Origin of the sequence: Streptomyces antarcticus (assembly GCF_026627255.1) — a bacterium.
In the GTDB taxonomy this organism is placed as follows: Bacteria; Actinomycetota; Actinomycetes; order Streptomycetales; family Streptomycetaceae; genus Streptomyces; species Streptomyces antarcticus.
In genome coordinates this window covers 192,750-207,911 of sequence record NZ_JAPNLM010000005.1, presented here as the reverse complement: position 1 = coordinate 207,911, position 15,162 = coordinate 192,750, and the positions used below count along the sequence as shown (strand labels likewise).

Annotated in this window: 14 protein-coding genes and 1 pseudogene; 7 read left to right on the top strand and 8 right to left on the bottom strand. The window is 73.5% G+C overall.

Features of this window, described 5'->3' with window-relative positions:
- Positions 1 to 60: 60 nt before the first annotated feature.
- The gene (locus tag OTB16_RS10850) at positions 61 to 1,986 is read right to left on the bottom strand and encodes a copper resistance CopC/CopD family protein (RefSeq protein ID WP_267719821.1); all 1,926 of its coding nucleotides are present in this window, start codon (positions 1,984 to 1,986) and stop codon (positions 61 to 63) included.
- Positions 1,987 to 2,373: 387 nt separating this feature from the next.
- Between OTB16_RS10850 and OTB16_RS10845 the strand changes: the two genes are divergently transcribed.
- Positions 2,374 to 2,646, top strand: a complete 273-nt coding sequence (locus OTB16_RS10845) for a GlsB/YeaQ/YmgE family stress response membrane protein (RefSeq protein WP_267719820.1) — start codon at positions 2,374 to 2,376, stop codon at positions 2,644 to 2,646.
- Between the two features lie 161 nt (positions 2,647 to 2,807).
- On the opposite strand, the gene OTB16_RS10840 is transcribed toward OTB16_RS10845, so the two are convergent.
- A complete protein-coding gene (locus OTB16_RS10840) occupies positions 2,808 to 3,785 on the bottom strand; it encodes a virginiamycin B lyase family protein (RefSeq protein WP_267719819.1) in 978 nt (325 codons plus the stop codon).
- A gap of 378 nt (positions 3,786 to 4,163) precedes the next feature.
- Between OTB16_RS10840 and OTB16_RS10835 the strand changes: the two genes are divergently transcribed.
- The 6 genes and pseudogenes from OTB16_RS10835 to OTB16_RS10815 all read left to right on the top strand — a co-directional run bounded on the left by OTB16_RS10835 (position 4,164) and on the right by OTB16_RS10815 (position 9,303).
- Positions 4,164 to 5,441 (top strand): RICIN domain-containing protein, encoded by a 1,278-nt coding sequence (locus OTB16_RS10835; protein WP_267719818.1) that lies wholly within the window; start codon positions 4,164 to 4,166, stop codon positions 5,439 to 5,441.
- Positions 5,442 to 5,691: 250 nt separating this feature from the next.
- Positions 5,692 to 6,726: an N-acetyl-gamma-glutamyl-phosphate reductase gene (argC, locus tag OTB16_RS10830; RefSeq protein WP_267719817.1), complete on the top strand. Its 1,035-nt coding sequence runs from the start codon at positions 5,692 to 5,694 to the stop codon at positions 6,724 to 6,726.
- Positions 6,723 to 7,010: pseudogene (locus OTB16_RS10825) on the top strand (bifunctional ornithine acetyltransferase/N-acetylglutamate synthase); the annotation flags it as partial. The gene argC and the pseudogene OTB16_RS10825, both read left to right, overlap by 4 nt.
- Positions 6,987 to 7,127: a bifunctional ornithine acetyltransferase/N-acetylglutamate synthase gene (locus OTB16_RS39505; RefSeq protein ID WP_420717674.1), complete on the top strand. Its 141-nt coding sequence runs from the start codon at positions 6,987 to 6,989 to the stop codon at positions 7,125 to 7,127. The pseudogene OTB16_RS10825 and the gene OTB16_RS39505, both read left to right, overlap by 24 nt.
- Entirely contained in the window at positions 7,124 to 8,113 is a 990-nt protein-coding gene (gene argB, locus OTB16_RS10820) for an acetylglutamate kinase (RefSeq protein WP_420717667.1), read from the top strand. The genes OTB16_RS39505 and argB overlap by 4 nt, the downstream gene beginning before the upstream one ends.
- Positions 8,092 to 9,303 carry an acetylornithine transaminase gene (locus OTB16_RS10815; protein WP_267719815.1) on the top strand — a complete coding sequence of 404 codons (1,212 nt, stop codon included), beginning with the start codon at positions 8,092 to 8,094 and terminating at the stop codon, positions 9,301 to 9,303. The genes argB and OTB16_RS10815 overlap by 22 nt, the downstream gene beginning before the upstream one ends.
- A 96-nt stretch (positions 9,304 to 9,399) precedes the next feature.
- Here the strand turns inward: OTB16_RS10815 and OTB16_RS10810 are convergent, their stop codons facing one another.
- The 6 genes from OTB16_RS10810 to OTB16_RS10785 all read right to left on the bottom strand — a co-directional run bounded on the left by OTB16_RS10810 (position 9,400) and on the right by OTB16_RS10785 (position 15,117).
- The gene (locus tag OTB16_RS10810) at positions 9,400 to 9,921 is read right to left on the bottom strand and encodes a GNAT family N-acetyltransferase (RefSeq protein WP_420717673.1); all 522 of its coding nucleotides are present in this window, start codon (positions 9,919 to 9,921) and stop codon (positions 9,400 to 9,402) included.
- 148 nt (positions 9,922 to 10,069) lie between these two features.
- Positions 10,070 to 10,309, bottom strand: coding sequence for a hypothetical protein (locus OTB16_RS10805; protein ID WP_267719814.1), 240 nt, complete (start codon positions 10,307 to 10,309; stop codon positions 10,070 to 10,072).
- The gene (locus OTB16_RS10800; protein ID WP_267719813.1) at positions 10,306 to 11,886 is read right to left on the bottom strand and encodes an amidohydrolase; all 1,581 of its coding nucleotides are present in this window, start codon (positions 11,884 to 11,886) and stop codon (positions 10,306 to 10,308) included. Before OTB16_RS10800 ends, OTB16_RS10805 begins: the two co-directional genes overlap by 4 nt.
- A 173-nt stretch (positions 11,887 to 12,059) precedes the next feature.
- Positions 12,060 to 12,890: an ABC transporter ATP-binding protein gene (locus OTB16_RS10795; RefSeq protein WP_267719812.1), complete on the bottom strand. Its 831-nt coding sequence runs from the start codon at positions 12,888 to 12,890 to the stop codon at positions 12,060 to 12,062.
- Positions 12,887 to 13,876 carry a FecCD family ABC transporter permease gene (locus tag OTB16_RS10790; protein ID WP_383909291.1) on the bottom strand — a complete coding sequence of 330 codons (990 nt, stop codon included), beginning with the start codon at positions 13,874 to 13,876 and terminating at the stop codon, positions 12,887 to 12,889. The genes OTB16_RS10795 and OTB16_RS10790 overlap by 4 nt, the downstream gene beginning before the upstream one ends.
- 173 nt (positions 13,877 to 14,049) lie before the next feature.
- Positions 14,050 to 15,117 (bottom strand): FecCD family ABC transporter permease, encoded by a 1,068-nt coding sequence (locus OTB16_RS10785; RefSeq protein ID WP_267719811.1) that lies wholly within the window; start codon positions 15,115 to 15,117, stop codon positions 14,050 to 14,052.
- Positions 15,118 to 15,162: the final 45 nt, after the last annotated feature.

The window sequence follows — 15,162 nt, the reverse complement described above, 5'->3', positions numbered from 1 at the left end:
GCCACGGCGGCGGGGCCGTGCGCCGCCACGAACGCCAACATCAACACCGCACCGCCACCGTCACCGTGGCGAGGCTGTGATGCGGACGCTCTCGCGCACGGTGACCTGGTCGATGTCGGTGGTGCGCACCGTGAGGTTCAGGGTCCACTCGCCGGGCATGGGCAGCCGCAGGTCGTAGGCGGCCCAGTACCCCTTCTGGTTCTTGAGCCTGGCGTCGAGCGGGCCGATTCCCTGGTCCTCCTGCGTGAGGGTGAGGCGGAGTTCGGGGACGGTGGCCAGTCCCCCGTCCGCGCTGAACACCACGACCTCCACCGTGTTCTCGCCGACGCGTCCCGGCGCCAGTGTGATCTGCGCCGTGCCGCTCCGGCCGGCCGTCCCCATGTCGAACGGGACCGTGACCACCTTCGCCTGCGGCTCCCGCGCGGTGGCGGCCGCGGCCGTCCCGCCGGCGGCGCGGCTGGGCTGGGTGCCGGTGAGCAGGGTGGTGATCGCCAGAACCACGACCCCCAGTACGGCTTCGGCGGTCACCGTACGGCGCAGGCCGCGCCGGTACCGCTCGGCCTGCGGGGCGGGCGGCGTCCCGGTGTCGTCGCCCGGCTCCCCGCCGGCGGACGCGCCGGAGGAGTCCGCCGCGCCTGTCGACTCCGGGGAGGCCGGCGCTCCGATCGTCCGCGCGGTGCTCACCAGCCTGCGTTCGGGCACCACCTGCCACTCCGCGGCCGGCGGTTCCCCGGGAACGAGGCGGGCGGTCCACCGGCGGGCGAAGGAGGCCGCGCACAGGACGAGGACCACGGCGGCGATCTTGACGATGAGGATCCTGCCGTACGACGTGGTGGTCAGCGCCTCCCAGGAACCGACCTGCCGCCAGGACTGGTACACCCCGGTGGCGACCAGGACGGCGACGGCGGTGAAGGCCAGGGTCGAGAAGCGGCCGATGGCGGCAGCCGGAACGTCGCGGCCGCCGGGCCCCCGGTGCCGCAGCAGGAGCACCAGTGTGATCAGGCCGCCCAGCCAGACCCCCATGGCCAGCAGGTGCAGCACGGACACGGGAACGGCCAGCGGCACCTGGATTCCGGCGGAGGCGTGTTCGGCGGCGGCCCAGGTGAACGCCAGGCCCACGGCGAGCAGCGCTCCGGCCTGACGGACCCGGGCACCGGGGTCCCGCTGCCGCGGTCCCTCGTCCGGAGGGTCGAGTCGTAGGGCCGGGCTCCTCAGCCACACGGCGGCGGCCGCGAGGAGCGCGAGCCGTGCGAGGAGCGCGAGCCCGGGTCTCCCGGTGACGGTCCGGCCCAGGTCGGACAGGTCGAACACCGACGTGATCGGGCCCGCCGTCTCGTACGGTCCGCGCAGCAGCAACAGGGCCGCGGTGGACGCCACGAGCATCGCCCACCCCGTAACCAGCAGTCTGCGCACCGGTCGGGCCGCGGCCGCGCCGGGCCAGCACACCAGGACGAACGCGGCGGCTCCGACGAGGAGGGCGAGGCCGCTGTAGGCGACGTGGCGGAAGAAGCCGTACGCGCGGCTGGCCGCGGTGTCGTCCGGCGATCCGGTGGCCACCACGGCGGCGGTCTCCGACATCCGGCCGATGGAGAAGACGAACGCGCCGGAGATCGGGTGGCCGTCGGCGGAGACGACCCGCCAGGCCACGGTGTACGTGCCCTGGGGCAGTGTGCCGGACAGCTCCACCCGGGCGGTGTTCCCCTGGCCGTCCACGTGGTGGGCCTGACGCGGGTTCACGCGCTCGTTGTCCGGCGACAACACGCGCAGGGAGTCCTCGGAGAAGCCGACCGACTCGGTGAAGGTGAGGGTGACGTGCTGCGGAGCCGTCTTGAGGACGGTGCCGTCCGCGGGATCGGAGCCGCTGAGGCCGGTGTGCGCGAAGGCCGGCCCCGCCCCGCCGAGGACGAGGGCGAACAGGGCGAAGAGGGTGGCGACCAGCGCCAGGGCCTTGTGCGACGTCCTGGCGGGCGGCGGTCCAGTGTGCATGAAGAGGCAGTCTCCGGGGGCGGTCGCCGGCGGGGGCACCGCCGCCCGGGGCCGGTCGCGCACGGCAGGAGCCGGACGGTACGGCTCCCCTGTGGTGACGGGACGGACTCGGGCAGAGCAGGAACTCATGGCGAGATGTGGACGATAGTGCGGCCGGCGCCGGGTCCGAGCCGGTTGCGCAACATCGGCTAAAGGCGGCCCGGAGGGCCCGGGCCGGGGCCCTCTCCCTGTACCGTGCGCGCGCTCCGCGGCCGGTCGTCCGCCCCGGATCGCGTCACCGATCGCCGGATCCGGTGCGGTCCGGTGGAGAAGGCGGGTTTGAAAGCGCTCACGCCGAACAGACGGTGTTCTGACACAAGCTTTATACGACGAGGTAGGAGACACATCGTGGGCATCATCGCTTGGATCCTCATCGGGCTGCTGGCCGGCTTCATCGCGAAGGCTCTGATGCCGGGCAAGGACCCGGGCGGCATCATCATCACCATGCTCATCGGCGTCGCGGGCGGTCTCCTCGGCGGATGGCTCGGCAAGGTCATATTCGGCGTCGACTCCATCGACGGCTTCTTCGACCTCTCCACCTGGATCGCCGCCATCATCGGCTCGGTCATCCTCCTCGTCGTCTACCGCCTCGTCACCGGCGGCCGGCGCAGCCACGCCTGACACCGCGCCCCGCGCGGGCGTCACACGTACAGGGGTTCACCCGTTCACGGGCGAACCCCTGACGCGTGTCCGGCCCGCCGGCAGGGACCGCCCGAGCAGGCCTCAGGACACGTCGCCGCGGTGGTTCTCGCGGCCGAGCGGCGTTCCACCAGATCCCACGCCTACCGCGCCGGGCCGGACTGCGGGCCCGGGTCCACCGGGCGGGCGCGGCGCGGCGGGAAGGCGAGGCCGGTGGGGGTGTTGAGGCCCGTGGAGTCCAGGGTCGTCTGGGCGCCGTCGGCGGGCCGGACGCGGATGACGCGGTTGTTGAAGGCGTCGGCCACGTAGAGCATGCCCCGGCCGTCGAGGGCGAGGCCGAGCGGGCTGTTCAGGCCGGTGGTGGGAACGGTCGTCTGGGCGCCGGTGGCGGCGGCGATCCTCACCACCCGGTTGTTGCCGCTGTCGGAGACGTAGAGGTCTCCGTTCGTGCTCAGCGCCAGGCCGGTGGGCTGGGAGAGGCCGGTGGTGGGGACGGTGCTCTGGCCGCTCCCGTCGGCGGGGACCTTCACGACGCGGTCGTTGACGAAGTCGGAGACGTACAGGTCCCCGTCGGGTTCCAGGGCAAGCCCCCAGGGGTGCAGCAGCCCGGTGGTGGGAACGGTCGTCTGGGGGCTCCCGTCGGCGGGGACCTTCACGACGCGGTCGTTGAAGCTGTCGGCGACGTACAGCGCGCCGGCGCCGTCGACGGCGAGGCCCAGGGGGCGCGAGAGGCCCTCGGTGGGAACGGTGGACTGCCCGCTCCCGTCCGGGGACGAACGCACCACGCGGTTGTTGCCGGTGTCGGCGACGTAGAGGCGGCCCGTACGGTCCCAGGCCAGGCCCGTCGGGCGTACCAGGCCGTCCAGCGGGACGGTGGTCTGAGCGGCGCCGTCGGCGGGCAGGGTGACGACGCGGTTGTTGCCGTAGTCGGAGACGTACAGCGGCGGGTTGACGGGTGACCGTACGTCGTCCGGCCCGGCGGCGCCCACCGGACGCGCGGGCAGCGCGCACAGGAGCAGCAGTCCGGCGAGGGCGGCGAGGCGCCGGGTCAGCCGCGGCCGGGTCCGCCCGGCGGGGGTCCGGGGCTCGTGTGCGTGCGACTCGGCCGTGATGCGTTCCACGATTCCACCCGCCTGTTCCGGAGCGGTCGGCCGGAAGCCGTGCCGGCCTGGTCCCGCCGACCCTAGGCAGCCGCCGGGGGCCGAGCGGGAGCCACGCCCTCCGCCGCGGCGCGGGCCACTCCAATGCACCGCGCCTCCCGAGCACCGCGTCGCCCGAGCACCGCGCCGGCGACAGGCGCGATGGGCGGTGGTGCGCGTCGGACGGACCGTGCGGAGGTCTTGACGCGGGCGTACCGCGCACCTTGAATCAAGTAGTGAACAAAGAGGCCCGGACGGCCTGCTTCCGCGTTCACTCCCTGACAGATGTTTGTCATGGGCATGGCTTCGCCGCCTTATGGCACCGCTCCGCACACCCCCCCCCACACCCGAAGCGATGTGATGACCGTGCACCCCACCTGGCACCGGCGCGCGCTCTTATGCGCCCTCGCCCTCACCTGCTGGGGCGGCCTGGCCGCCCCCGCCACCGGCGCCGCCGACCCCGCCCCCGCCCCGATGGCGGCCGCCGCGGCCCCCGCGGCCGTGACCTTCTCCGACGACTTCGACGGACCGGCCGGAGCCGCCGTCGACCCCGGTAGATGGCAGGTCGAGACCGGCGACAACGTCAACAACCACGAGCGGCAGTACTACACGGCGGGCAACCGCAACGCGGCCCTCGACGGGCAGGGCCACCTGGTCATCACCGCACGCCGCGAGAACCCGTCCGACTACAGCTGCTGGTACGGCCGTTGCGAGTACACCTCGGCCCGGCTGAACACGGCGGGCCGCTTCACCCAGACGTACGGACACGTCGAGGCGAGGCTCAAGGTGCCGCGGGGCCAGGGCATGTGGCCCGCCTTCTGGATGCTCGGCAACGACATCGGCCAGGTCGGCTGGCCCAACTCCGGTGAGATCGACGTGATGGAGAACGTCGGCTTCGAACCGTCGACCGTGCACGGCACCCTCCACGGGCCCGGCTATTCCGGCGCCGGCGGCATCGGGGCGGCGTACTCCCTCCCCGGCGGCCAGGCCTTCGCCGACGCCTTCCACACCTTCGCCGTCGACTGGGCGCCCGACTCCGTCACCTGGTCCGTCGACGGCGTCGTCTACCAGCGGCGCACCCCCGCCGACCTGGGCGGGCGCAGCTGGGCCTTCAACAAGCCGTTCTTCCTGATCCTCAACCTCGCGGTGGGCGGCTACTGGCCGGGCGACCCCGACGGCAGCACGGCCTTCCCCCAGCAGCTGGTGGTCGACCACGTCCGCGTCACCTCGTACGACGGCGGCCCCGGCGGCCGGACCGGCCAGATCAGCGGGCTCGCCGGCAAGTGCGTCGACGTGGCCGCGGCGAACCCGGCCAACGGCACCCCGGTCCAGCTGTACGACTGCAACGGCACGGGCGCCCAGCGCTGGACCCTCGGCTCCGACGGAACCGTACGGGCGCTCGGCAAGTGCCTCGACGTCGCGAGCGGCGGCACCGCCGACGGCACCCCCCTCCAGCTGTACGACTGCAACGGGACCGGCGCCCAGCGCTGGGCGGTGTCCGGGGCCCGGGACATCGTCAACCCGCAGGCGAACAAGTGCCTCGACGTCTCCGGCGGCAACTCCGCCAACGGGACGCGGCTGCAGCTGTGGACCTGCACCGGGGCCGCCCAGCAGAAGTGGACGGTCCCGGCGGGCTGACCCGGCCCGGGACGCCCGGGGCGGAATCCGCGCGGCCGATGGGGATCCCCGGGGCGCCTCCTTCGCTCGAGGAAGCCCGAATCATCCCGATAGGCACCGACACCCCTCCACCGCACCCTCTGGCTTAGGTTAGCCTGACCTAAGCGAATGCGGCTGAAGGGGTGTCGCCGTGCCCGACCGCCGTCGGTCCGCCCCCGAACCGGCCGGGCGAGGGCCCGGCATCGAGCGAGCGCGAAGAGGGACCAGAAGCATGACGGTACGGGTCGCGGTGGCCGGAGCCAGCGGGTACGCCGGAGGGGAGATCCTGCGTCTCCTCTCCGCGCACCCCGGTGTGGAGATCGGCGCGCTGGCCGCGCACAGCAGTGCGGGCCGCCCGCTGGGGGAGGTGCAACCGCACCTGGCCCCGCTCGCGGACCGGGTGCTGGTGGAGACCTCGGCCGAGTCGCTCCGCGGGCACGACGTGGTGTTCCTGGCCCTGCCGCACGGCCGGTCGGCCGCGCTCGCCGCGCAGTTGGATCCCGCGACCCTGATCGTGGACTGCGGCGCGGACTTCCGGCTGCACGACCCCGCGCAGTGGCGGCGGTTCTACGGCTCGGACCACGCGGGCACCTGGCCGTACGGACTCCCCGAACTCCCCGGCGCCCGGGCCGAGCTGAAGGGAACGAACCGGATCGCCGTACCCGGCTGCTACCCGACTGCGGTGACCCTGGCGCTGTACCCGGCCTTCGCCGCGGGCCTGGTGGGGCCGGAGGCGGTGGTCGTCGCGGCGAGCGGTACCTCCGGCGCGGGCCGCGCGGCCCGGGCCCAGCTGCTGGGCTCGGAGGTGATGGGCTCGATGAGTCCGTACGGAGTCGGAGGCGGCCACCGGCACACGCCGGAGCTGACCCAGAACCTGTCCCGGGTGGCGGGCGAGCACGTGACCGTGTCGTTCACTCCCACGCTCGCGCCGATGCCCCGCGGCATCCTCGCCACCTGCTCGGCGCCCCTGCGCGAGGGCGCCGCCGCCGGGCCGCTCAAGGCGCGGGCCGCGTACGAGGACGCGTACGCCGGCGAACCGTTCGTCCGGCTGCTGCCGGCCGGGCAGTGGCCGCGGACCGCCGACGTGCTGGGGTCCAACAGCGTGCGGGTGCAGGTGGCGGTGGACGAGTACGCCGGCCGCCTGATCGCGGTCAGCGCGATCGACAACCTGACGAAGGGCACCGCCGGCGGCGCGGTGCAGAGCATGAACGTCGCCCTGGGCCTGCCGGAGTGGCTGGGCCTGCCCACGAATGGAGTGGCTCCGTGACCGTGACCGCCGCACAGGGATTCCTCGCGAGCGGTGTGGCCGCCGGGATCAAACAATCCGGTGACCCCGACCTGGCCTTGGTGGTGAACCGCGGCCCGTCGTACGCGGCCGCCGGCGTGTTCACCTCCAACCGGGTCCAGGCCGCGCCCGTCCGCTGGTCGCGCCAGGTGCTCGCGGACGGCCGGATATCCGCCGTCGTCCTCAACTCCGGCGGGGCCAACGCCTGCACCGGGCCCTCGGGCGCCGAGGACACCCGCGTGATGACCGAGCACACGGTGGACATGTCGGCGCGCGAGATCGTCATCACGATCGATCTGCGCGCCGGTGACGCGTCCGCCACGGTCTGGACCAACGACCTCACCGCCGAGTACGTCCACGAGAACAGCGCGTACAGCTCATGAGCGCGACGGGCACACGGACGGATCCCGTCGCCGCCGGGAACGCGAACACTGCGAACACGGCGGTCGCGGCTGTCACGGCTGTCACAGGGGTCACGGCTGTCCTGGAACCGCCCCTGCGGGAGCGGCTCCGGGTCGAGCACCTCCAGGGCCGGATCGTCGTGATCAAGTTCGGCGGCAACGCGATGGTGGACGAGGACCTCAAACGGACCTTCGCCCAGGACGTCGTGGACCTGCGGCGCGCCGGTCTGCTCCCGGTCGTCGTGCACGGCGGCGGTCCGCAGATCAGCGCCCTGCTCGGCCGGCTCGGCCTGGAGGTCCGCTTCGAGGCGGGCCTGCGGGTGACGACCCCGGAGGTGATGGACGTGGTCCGGATGGTCCTCACGGGCCGTGTCCAGCGGGAGCTGGTGGGCCTGGTCAACGCGCACGGGCCGTACGCGGTGGGGATGTCGGGCGAGGACGCGCACACCATGACCGCCGTCCGGCGGACGGCGTGGGTGGACGGCGAACCCGTGGACATCGGGCTGGTCGGCAACATCGTCGACGTGAACGCGGACACCGTCCGGGCACTCCTGGCTCAGGGGCGCATCCCGGTCGTCTCCCCCGTGGCGCGCGGGGCGGACGGACAGGTCTACAACATCAACGCCGACCTCGCGGCGGCGGCCCTGGCGGTCGCCCTCGACGCGGAGAAGCTGGTGATGCTCACCGACGTCGAGGGGCTGTACGCGGACTGGCCGCACAGCACCGAGGTCATCGGGCGGATGACGGCCGAAGAGGTCGAGAAGCTGCTGCCGGAGCTGGCGAGCGGCATGCTGCCCAAGATGGAGGGCTGCCTGCGGGCCGTCCGGGCGGGCGTGCGCTCGGCGCACGTCCTGGACGGCCGGGTGCCGCACTCCGTGCTGCGCGGGGTCGTCTCCGGCGACGTCCCCGGGACCACCGTGGTCCCGGACCTGGAGGAGAGAACGGCATGCCCCTCGGCAACGACGTGATCCGCCGGCCCGCCGCGGACGGGGACCGCGAGGCGCTGGCGGACCGCTGGCGCGCGGTGATGATGCACACCTACGGCACCCCTCCGCTGGCCCTGGTCCGCGGGGAGGGGAGCACCGTGTGGGACGAGGCGGGCCGGGCGTACGCCGACTTCACCGCCGGGATCGCGGTGAACGCCCTCGGCCACGCCCACCCCGCCGTGGTGGCGGCGGTCGCCGCGCAGGTGGCGCGGCTGGGCCACGTCTCCAACCTCTACGCCGCCGAGCCGCCGGTCGCGCTCGCGGAGCGGCTGCTGGGACTGCTGGGCAGGCCCGGCCGGGTGTTCTTCTCCAACTCCGGCGCGGAGGCGGTCGAAGCCGCCTTCAAGATTGCCCGGCGGACCGGGCGGACCGGGATGGTGGCCGCCGAGGGCGGTTTCCACGGGCGCACCATGGGCGCGCTCGCGCTCACCGGTCAGCCCGCCAAGCGCGAGCCGTTCCTGCCGCTGCCGGGCGATGTGTCGCACGTACCGTACGGCGACACGGACGCCCTGCGGGCCGCGGTGACGCGGGACACGGCGGCCGTGTTCATCGAGCCGGTCCAGGGCGAGGCCGGCGTGATCGTGCCGCCCGCGGGTTACCTGCGGGCGGCCCGTGAGATCACCCGGGCCACCGGGACGCTGCTGGTGATGGACGAGGTGCAGACCGGGATCGGCCGTACCGGGCACTGGTTCGCCCATCAGGCGGCGGACGGCGTCGACCCCGATGTGGTGGTCCTGGCCAAGGGGTTGGGCGGCGGCATGCCGATCGGCGCGACGATCGCCTTCGGGGCGGCCGCCGACCTGCTGACGCCGGGGCAGCACGGTTCGACCTTCGGCGGCAACCCGGTGGCCTGCGCGGCCGCCCTGGCGGTCCTGGAGACCATCGGGGCGCAGGACCTGCTCGCGCACGTCACCCGGCAGGGCGAGCGGCTCCGCCGCGGCATCCGGGCGCTCGGCCATCCCCGGGTGGCCGAAGTGCGGGGTGCGGGGCTGCTGCTGGGCATCGGCCTCACCGAACCGGTCGCGGCGCGCGTACAGCGGGCGGCCCAGGACGCGGGCTTCCTCGTCAACGCGGCCGGACCCGCGACCGTACGGCTCGCCCCGGCACTGACCGTCCCCGGCGCCCAGGTGGACGCGTTGCTCGCGGCGCTGCCGGACGCCCTCGGCGCCTGAGGCGGTGAGGGCCGGGCTTCCCCGCGGGGAAGCCCGGCCCTCACGCGTACCCGGCCCTCACGCGTACCCGGCCCTCACGCGTGCCCGGGGCGCCCGTCAGAGGGCGCGGGCGAGGATCCGCGAGTTCCGCCGGGGAGAGAGCGAGTTCGCCCAGTCCGCCGGGGCCCGGCCCGCGTCGGCCGGGGCGAAGCCGTGCCGGAGGAACAGCGCGCCGCCTCCCGTCGTCGCGGTGAACAGGGCGGTCAGGCCGCGGGAGTTCGCGCGGAGCAGCGCGCCGCGCAGGAGCATCGCCCCGATGCCGCGGCCCTGACTGCGGGGAGCTACGCAGAAGTTGTACAGGACGCCTGCGGGCCCGTGGCCGCGCGCCGGGTCGGCCGGGTGGGCACCGAGGCCCAGGCAGCCTTCGAGCGTCCCGTCGGAGGCCTCCACGAGAAGGAAGTCGGCGGCGTCCGACAGGTAGAGGGAGAAGGGGCGCGCACGCAGCGCCCCGGACCGCGCGAACGGCCGGGACAGGGCCGAGAGGGCGGCGGCGTCCCGGGGTTTCGCGGAGCGTACGGGAAGGGCGGCGGGCAGGGGGGTGCGGGCGGACCGGGGGGCGGTCCGCGCAGTGGCCGTGATCAAGGGTTCCCTTTCCTTACGGCTCCAGCACGCGCGGAAGGCGGCAGGATCGCCGCACCACCGGAGCCATCAACTAAGGGTAGCCTTACTTAAGCTGGCGGACCAAACTCCGCACCGGTCCCCGCCCGGGCCGCATCCCGTCCGGCCCCTACGCGCAGGGGCGGCCCGGATAGTCACGGCTCTCCGGCACACCGGCGTCGCGCATCCTGCGCAGCACCTCGGAATGGATCGCGTCGTCGTCGATGTGGACGGGGCAGTTGATCTCCCGGTCGAAGACCATGGTCTCCTCGTCCAGGTCCCAGATGACCCACCGGAGCCCGTCCTCGGGCTCCTGCCACAGGTAGGCGAACGCCTCGGCCTCCGCGGCGGTCTCCGTGCGCGCGCTCACAGCGACTTCGACCCTTCCGTCTTCAGGCCGTCCACGTACGTGGCCACCACCTCGATGTCACCGATGAGCGAGGTGTCGACGCGCCGCGGATCGTCGCCCAGCACCACCAGGTCGGCGCGCTTGCCCGGGGCGAGGCTGCCGGCGGCGCCGTCCCAGTGGCAGGCGTACGCCCCGGCGACCGTGTACGCGTACAGGGCCTCGTCGACCGTGATGCCCTCGTCCGGGCCGATGGACCGGCCCGACGACGAGGCGCGCTCGACCATGAACTGGACGGCCCGCAGCGGTGAGCCGTCGGTGACGGGGCGGTCGGAGCTGCCGACCAGGGTGACCCCGTGGTCCAGGAAGCCGCGGCCCCGGTACAGCCAGGGGGCCCGCTCCTCCCCCATGACGGCGGCGTAGTCGTCGCCGAAGGAGCGCAGGAAGTTCGGCTGGACCACCGCGCTCACCCCGAGGCGCGCGAAGCGCGGGAGCTGGTCGGGCCGGATCAGGCCGGCGTGTTCGACGCGGTGCCGGGCGTCGGGGCGTGGCCGCAGGTGCTGGGCGCGTTCGATGGCGTCGAGGGCGAGGTCGGCGGCGCGGTCGCCAATGGCGTGGACGGCGAGCTGCCATCCGGCGAGGTGGCCGTCGACGATGGTGTCGGCGAGGCGCTCTGGGTCGTCCTGGAGCTGCCCGGCGTGCTCCGAGCCGTGGTACGGGCTGGTGAGCGCGGCCGTACGGGCCATCATCCCGCCGTCGGTGTAGATCTTGAGCGCGCCGAGGGAGAGCCAGTCGTCGCCGAAGCCGGTGCGCATGCCGAGGTCGAGGGCGCGGGGAATGCCGTCGGAGGTCTGCGGCGTGACGGGCCGCAGGGTGTCGGCGGCCGCCATGAGCTGCACCCGCAGCGGCAGCCGGCCCTGGTCGCGCAGGAGTTGGTACGCCCCGAGCTCGACCGTGCTGTGGCCCAGCAGGCCGCCGCCGATGCCCGCCTCGGCGCAGGCGGTGACCCCCTCGGCCAGACAGGTCCGTGCGGCGCGCTCGACGGCGTCCGCGAGTTCCGCCTGTGCGTACGGCGGCCGCAGCGCCCGGGCGGCGCTCATGGCGCCCTCCACGAGGAAGCCGTTCTCATGCGGGACGTGGGCGGGGAGCCGTTCCAGCACGGCGCTGTTGACCACGCAGGCATGTCCGGAGTCGTGCGTCAGGAACACCGGGTGGCCGCCGCTGACCCGGTCCAGTTCGGCGGCGGTCAGGTGGCGCCCCAGCCCCCGCTGGTCGTACCCGGCGACGTCCACCCAGGCGCCGGGCACGCTCTGCCGGGAGACGGCCTCCGCGACGACCGCCAGGACGTCGTCGATCCGGGTGCACGGTGCGACGCTCGGGGTGCCCGCCTTCAGGCCCGTCCACGCGAGGTGCACGTGGCTGTCGATGAACCCGGGCAGCACGGTGGCGCCTTGGAGGTCGATCACCTCGCGCGCGGGGAGCGAGGTCACCGCGTCGTCCAGGCCCACGATCCGGCCGTGCCAGATGCCCAGGTCGTGGGCGACCGGGTGGTCCGGGTCCATCGTGAGGATGTTCGCGTTCGTCAGCCGGGTGGTGAGCATGCGGGTCCGTCCCTGGTGCTGTGGCCGGAAGGGTTTGCCGGGTCGTGGTGTCCGGTGCGGTGCGTCGCGAGGCGGAGGGCCACGCCCCGTACTGGACGTACCGGTGTGGTCCGACGACGCGGCGGGCGTGCGTGCCGGGCGCCGCACGGCGGGAACGAGTGTGACGCCACCCCCTAGGAGGTGGCGGGGGCGGCGGTCCGCCTGCGGGCGGTGGGCACCATCAGGGGCGTGCCGGTCTCGGGGTCTTCGATGATCCGGCAGGACAGGCCGAACACGTCCTCGATGAGCTCCTCGGTCATGATCTGCGAGGGGTCTCCCTCCGCGGCGACGATGCCGCCCGGCTTCATCACCACGAGGTGGGTGGCGTAGCGGCAGGCCTGGTTGAGGTCGTGCAGGACCGCGACGATCGTGTGGCCCTTGTGCTCGTGCAGATCGGCGCACAGGTCGAGCACCTCGACCTGGTGGGCGATGTCCAGGTAGGTCGTCGGTTCGTCCAGCAGCAGGATGGACGTCTGCTGCGCCAGCACCATGGACAGCCACACGCGTTGCCGCTGGCCGCCGGAGAGGTCGTCGACGGGCCGGTCGGCGAGGGAGAGCACGCCGGTCTGGCGCATCGCCTCGGCAACCGCGGACTCGTCCTCGGCGGACCACTGCTTCAGCAGTTTCTGGTGCGGATAGCGGCCGCGGGCCACCAGGTCGCCCACGGTGATGCCGCCCGGCGCGGTCGAGGACTGCGGGAGCAGGCCGAGCCGGCGGGCGACCTCGCGGGACCGGTAGGACGCGATGGCGGCCCCGTCGAGGTAGACCTCGCCGGCCTGGGGCTTGATCATTCTGGCCAGCGCCTTGAGCAGGGTGGACTTCCCGCAGGCGTTGGGCCCGATGATCACCGTGAAGGAGTGGTCGGGGATGACCACGTCCAGGGAGGTGGCCACGGTCCGCTGGTCGTAGGACAGTGTCAGGTCCTCGGCCCTCAGTCGGGCCGTGGGGGGAACGGTTCCGGTCATGCGCGGCTCTTTCGTGACTCCGTGACCAACAGCCAGATGAGGTACAGGCCGCCGATGGTGCCGGTCGCCGTGCCCACCGGCAGAAGGGCGGGAGAGAAGACGCGCTGGACGGCGAGGTCGCTTCCGGCCAGCAGGACGGCACCCATGGCCGCGGCCGGAACCAGGGCGGGGCCGGACGAACGGGTGAGTTTGCGGGCGATCTGGGGAGCCGCGAGGGCGACGAACCAGATGGGCCCGGTCACCGCGGTGGCGAAGGCCGCCAGCGCGACGCTGATGAGGAGCAGGGCCGTACGGCTGGCGCGTACGTTGACACCGAGCGCCCTGGCCGTGTCGTCGCCCATCTCCACCATGGAGAGCCTGCGGGCGAACAGCAGGGCGAGCGGGAGCAGTACGGCGACGGCGGCGCCGATCGCGGTCGCGTGGTCCCAGCCCCGGTTGCCCAGGCTGCCGATCAGCCAGGCCTGGGCCTCCAGCGCCTCCTGCCAGCTCGCCCGGGTGATCAGGTACGAGTTGGCGGCGAGCAGCAGGGAGCTGACCCCGATGCCGATGACGACGAGCCGGAAGCCCTGGAGCCCGCCGCCGACGACGAGGAGGTAGATGGCCGCGGCGGTGAGGAGGCCGCCGACGAGCGCCCCGATCGCGATCTGGGTCATGCTGCCGTGCAGGACGACGATGACGACGAGGGCTCCGGTCGCCGACCCGTTGGTGAAGCCGATGATGTCGGGACTGCCCAGCGGGTTGGCCGTCAGGCTCTGCAGGATGGCGCCGCTGACGGCCAGGGCCGCCCCGACGCACAGGGCCGTCACGAGCCGCGGCATGCGCAGCGTGTTGACGACGAAGTCGGCCGCGCCGCCGCCGCTGCCGAAGAGCGCCTCCAGCACCTCGCCGACGGACAGGTCGAAGTCTCCCGTCGTCAGGGTGATTCCCATGACGGCGACGAGGACGACCAGCAGGATGACGGTCACGGCCACGGTGCGGCCCTGCATCCGCAGGGAGTACCGGCCGCCCCGGGTGCGCAGGACCGAGCCGCTCAGGATGCGGGGGCCGGGCACGTGGGCGACGGCGGTACGGGACTCGTGGCCGTCGCCGGTACGGGACTCGTGGCCGTCGCCGGTACGGGACTCGTGGGCGACGGCGGTGTCGGCGTCGTGTGCGGCACTCACAGCATGACCAGCTTTCGGCGGCGGCACAGCGCGATGAACAGGGGTGCGCCGAGGAACGCGGTGACGATTCCGACCTGGACCTCGCCGGGCGCTCCGAGCACCCGGCCCAGCACGTCCGAACCGATCAGCAGGACGGGCGCGATCAGCATCGAGTACGCGAGCACCCAGCGCTGGTCGGGTCCCACCACGAACCGGGCCACGTGCGGAACGGCCAGGCCCACGAAGCCGATCGGGCCCGCGGCGGCGGTCGCCGCGCCGCAGAGCAGCATCACCGCGAGGGCGCCCAGCAGGCGGGTCCGGGTGACGTTCACCCCGAGGGCGCGGCCGACGTCGTCGCCCATGCCCAGGGCATTGAGCGAGGGGGCGAGCAGGAGGGCGATGAGCAGACCCGCGGCGACGAACGGCAGGATCACGTAGAGGAAGTCGAGGTCGCGGCCCGAGAGGGAGCCGACCGTCCAGAACCTGAACTTGTTGAAGGCCTGGGGATTGAGCAGCAGGACCGCCGTGTTGAAGGCGGTGAGCACCGCCGTGACGGCCGCTCCCGCGACGACCAACCGGTCGGGCGTGGCCAGCGACCGGCCGGACGAGCCCAGCAGGTAGACCACCACCGATGCGGTCGCGGCGCCCGCGAACGCGAACCAGACGTAGCCCAGGGCCGCTCCCACGCCGAGGAAGGCGATGGCGACGACCACGCCGGTGGAGGCGCCGAGGCTCACGCCGAGCAGGCCGGGGTCGGCGAGCGGGTTGCGGGTCAGTGCCTGCATCAGCGCACCGGACAGGCCCAGGGCCACGCCCACGGTGAGGCCGAGGAGGGTACGGGGGATGCGGTACTCGTGGATGATGACCGAGGTCTGCGACCCGTCGGGGTGCCACAGCACGTTCCAAGTCGACAGGAACGGGATCCCCTTGGTGCCGACCCACACGCTGAGCAGTCCGGTCAGGACCAGTGCGGCGAGCCCGACGAGAAGGCCCGCCGTCCGTACGGCCGTCACGGACCGGGACGTCGACGGCGCGATCGGACCGGCGGCCTCGCTTCCGGACGCCGCCCGGGTTTCGATCAACAACAGCGACTCTCCCTGGCGGCATCGCACCGGTTACGAGAACAGGAC

Coding starts and splice junctions, on each gene's coding strand:
- OTB16_RS10850 (WP_267719821.1), bottom strand. CDS start 1,986: ATGCACACTGGACCGCCGCCCGCCAGGACGTCGCACAAGGCCCTGGCG.
- OTB16_RS10835 (WP_267719818.1), top strand. CDS start 4,164: ATGACCGTGCACCCCACCTGGCACCGGCGCGCGCTCTTATGCGCCCTC.
- argC (WP_267719817.1), top strand. CDS start 5,692: ATGACGGTACGGGTCGCGGTGGCCGGAGCCAGCGGGTACGCCGGAGGG.
- OTB16_RS39505 (WP_420717674.1), top strand. CDS start 6,987: ATGACCGAGCACACGGTGGACATGTCGGCGCGCGAGATCGTCATCACG.
- argB (WP_420717667.1), top strand. CDS start 7,124: ATGAGCGCGACGGGCACACGGACGGATCCCGTCGCCGCCGGGAACGCG.
- OTB16_RS10815 (WP_267719815.1), top strand. CDS start 8,092: ATGCCCCTCGGCAACGACGTGATCCGCCGGCCCGCCGCGGACGGGGAC.
- OTB16_RS10800 (WP_267719813.1), bottom strand. CDS start 11,886: ATGCTCACCACCCGGCTGACGAACGCGAACATCCTCACGATGGACCCG.
- OTB16_RS10795 (WP_267719812.1), bottom strand. CDS start 12,890: ATGACCGGAACCGTTCCCCCCACGGCCCGACTGAGGGCCGAGGACCTG.
- OTB16_RS10790 (WP_383909291.1), bottom strand. CDS start 13,876: ATGCAGGGCCGCACCGTGGCCGTGACCGTCATCCTGCTGGTCGTCCTC.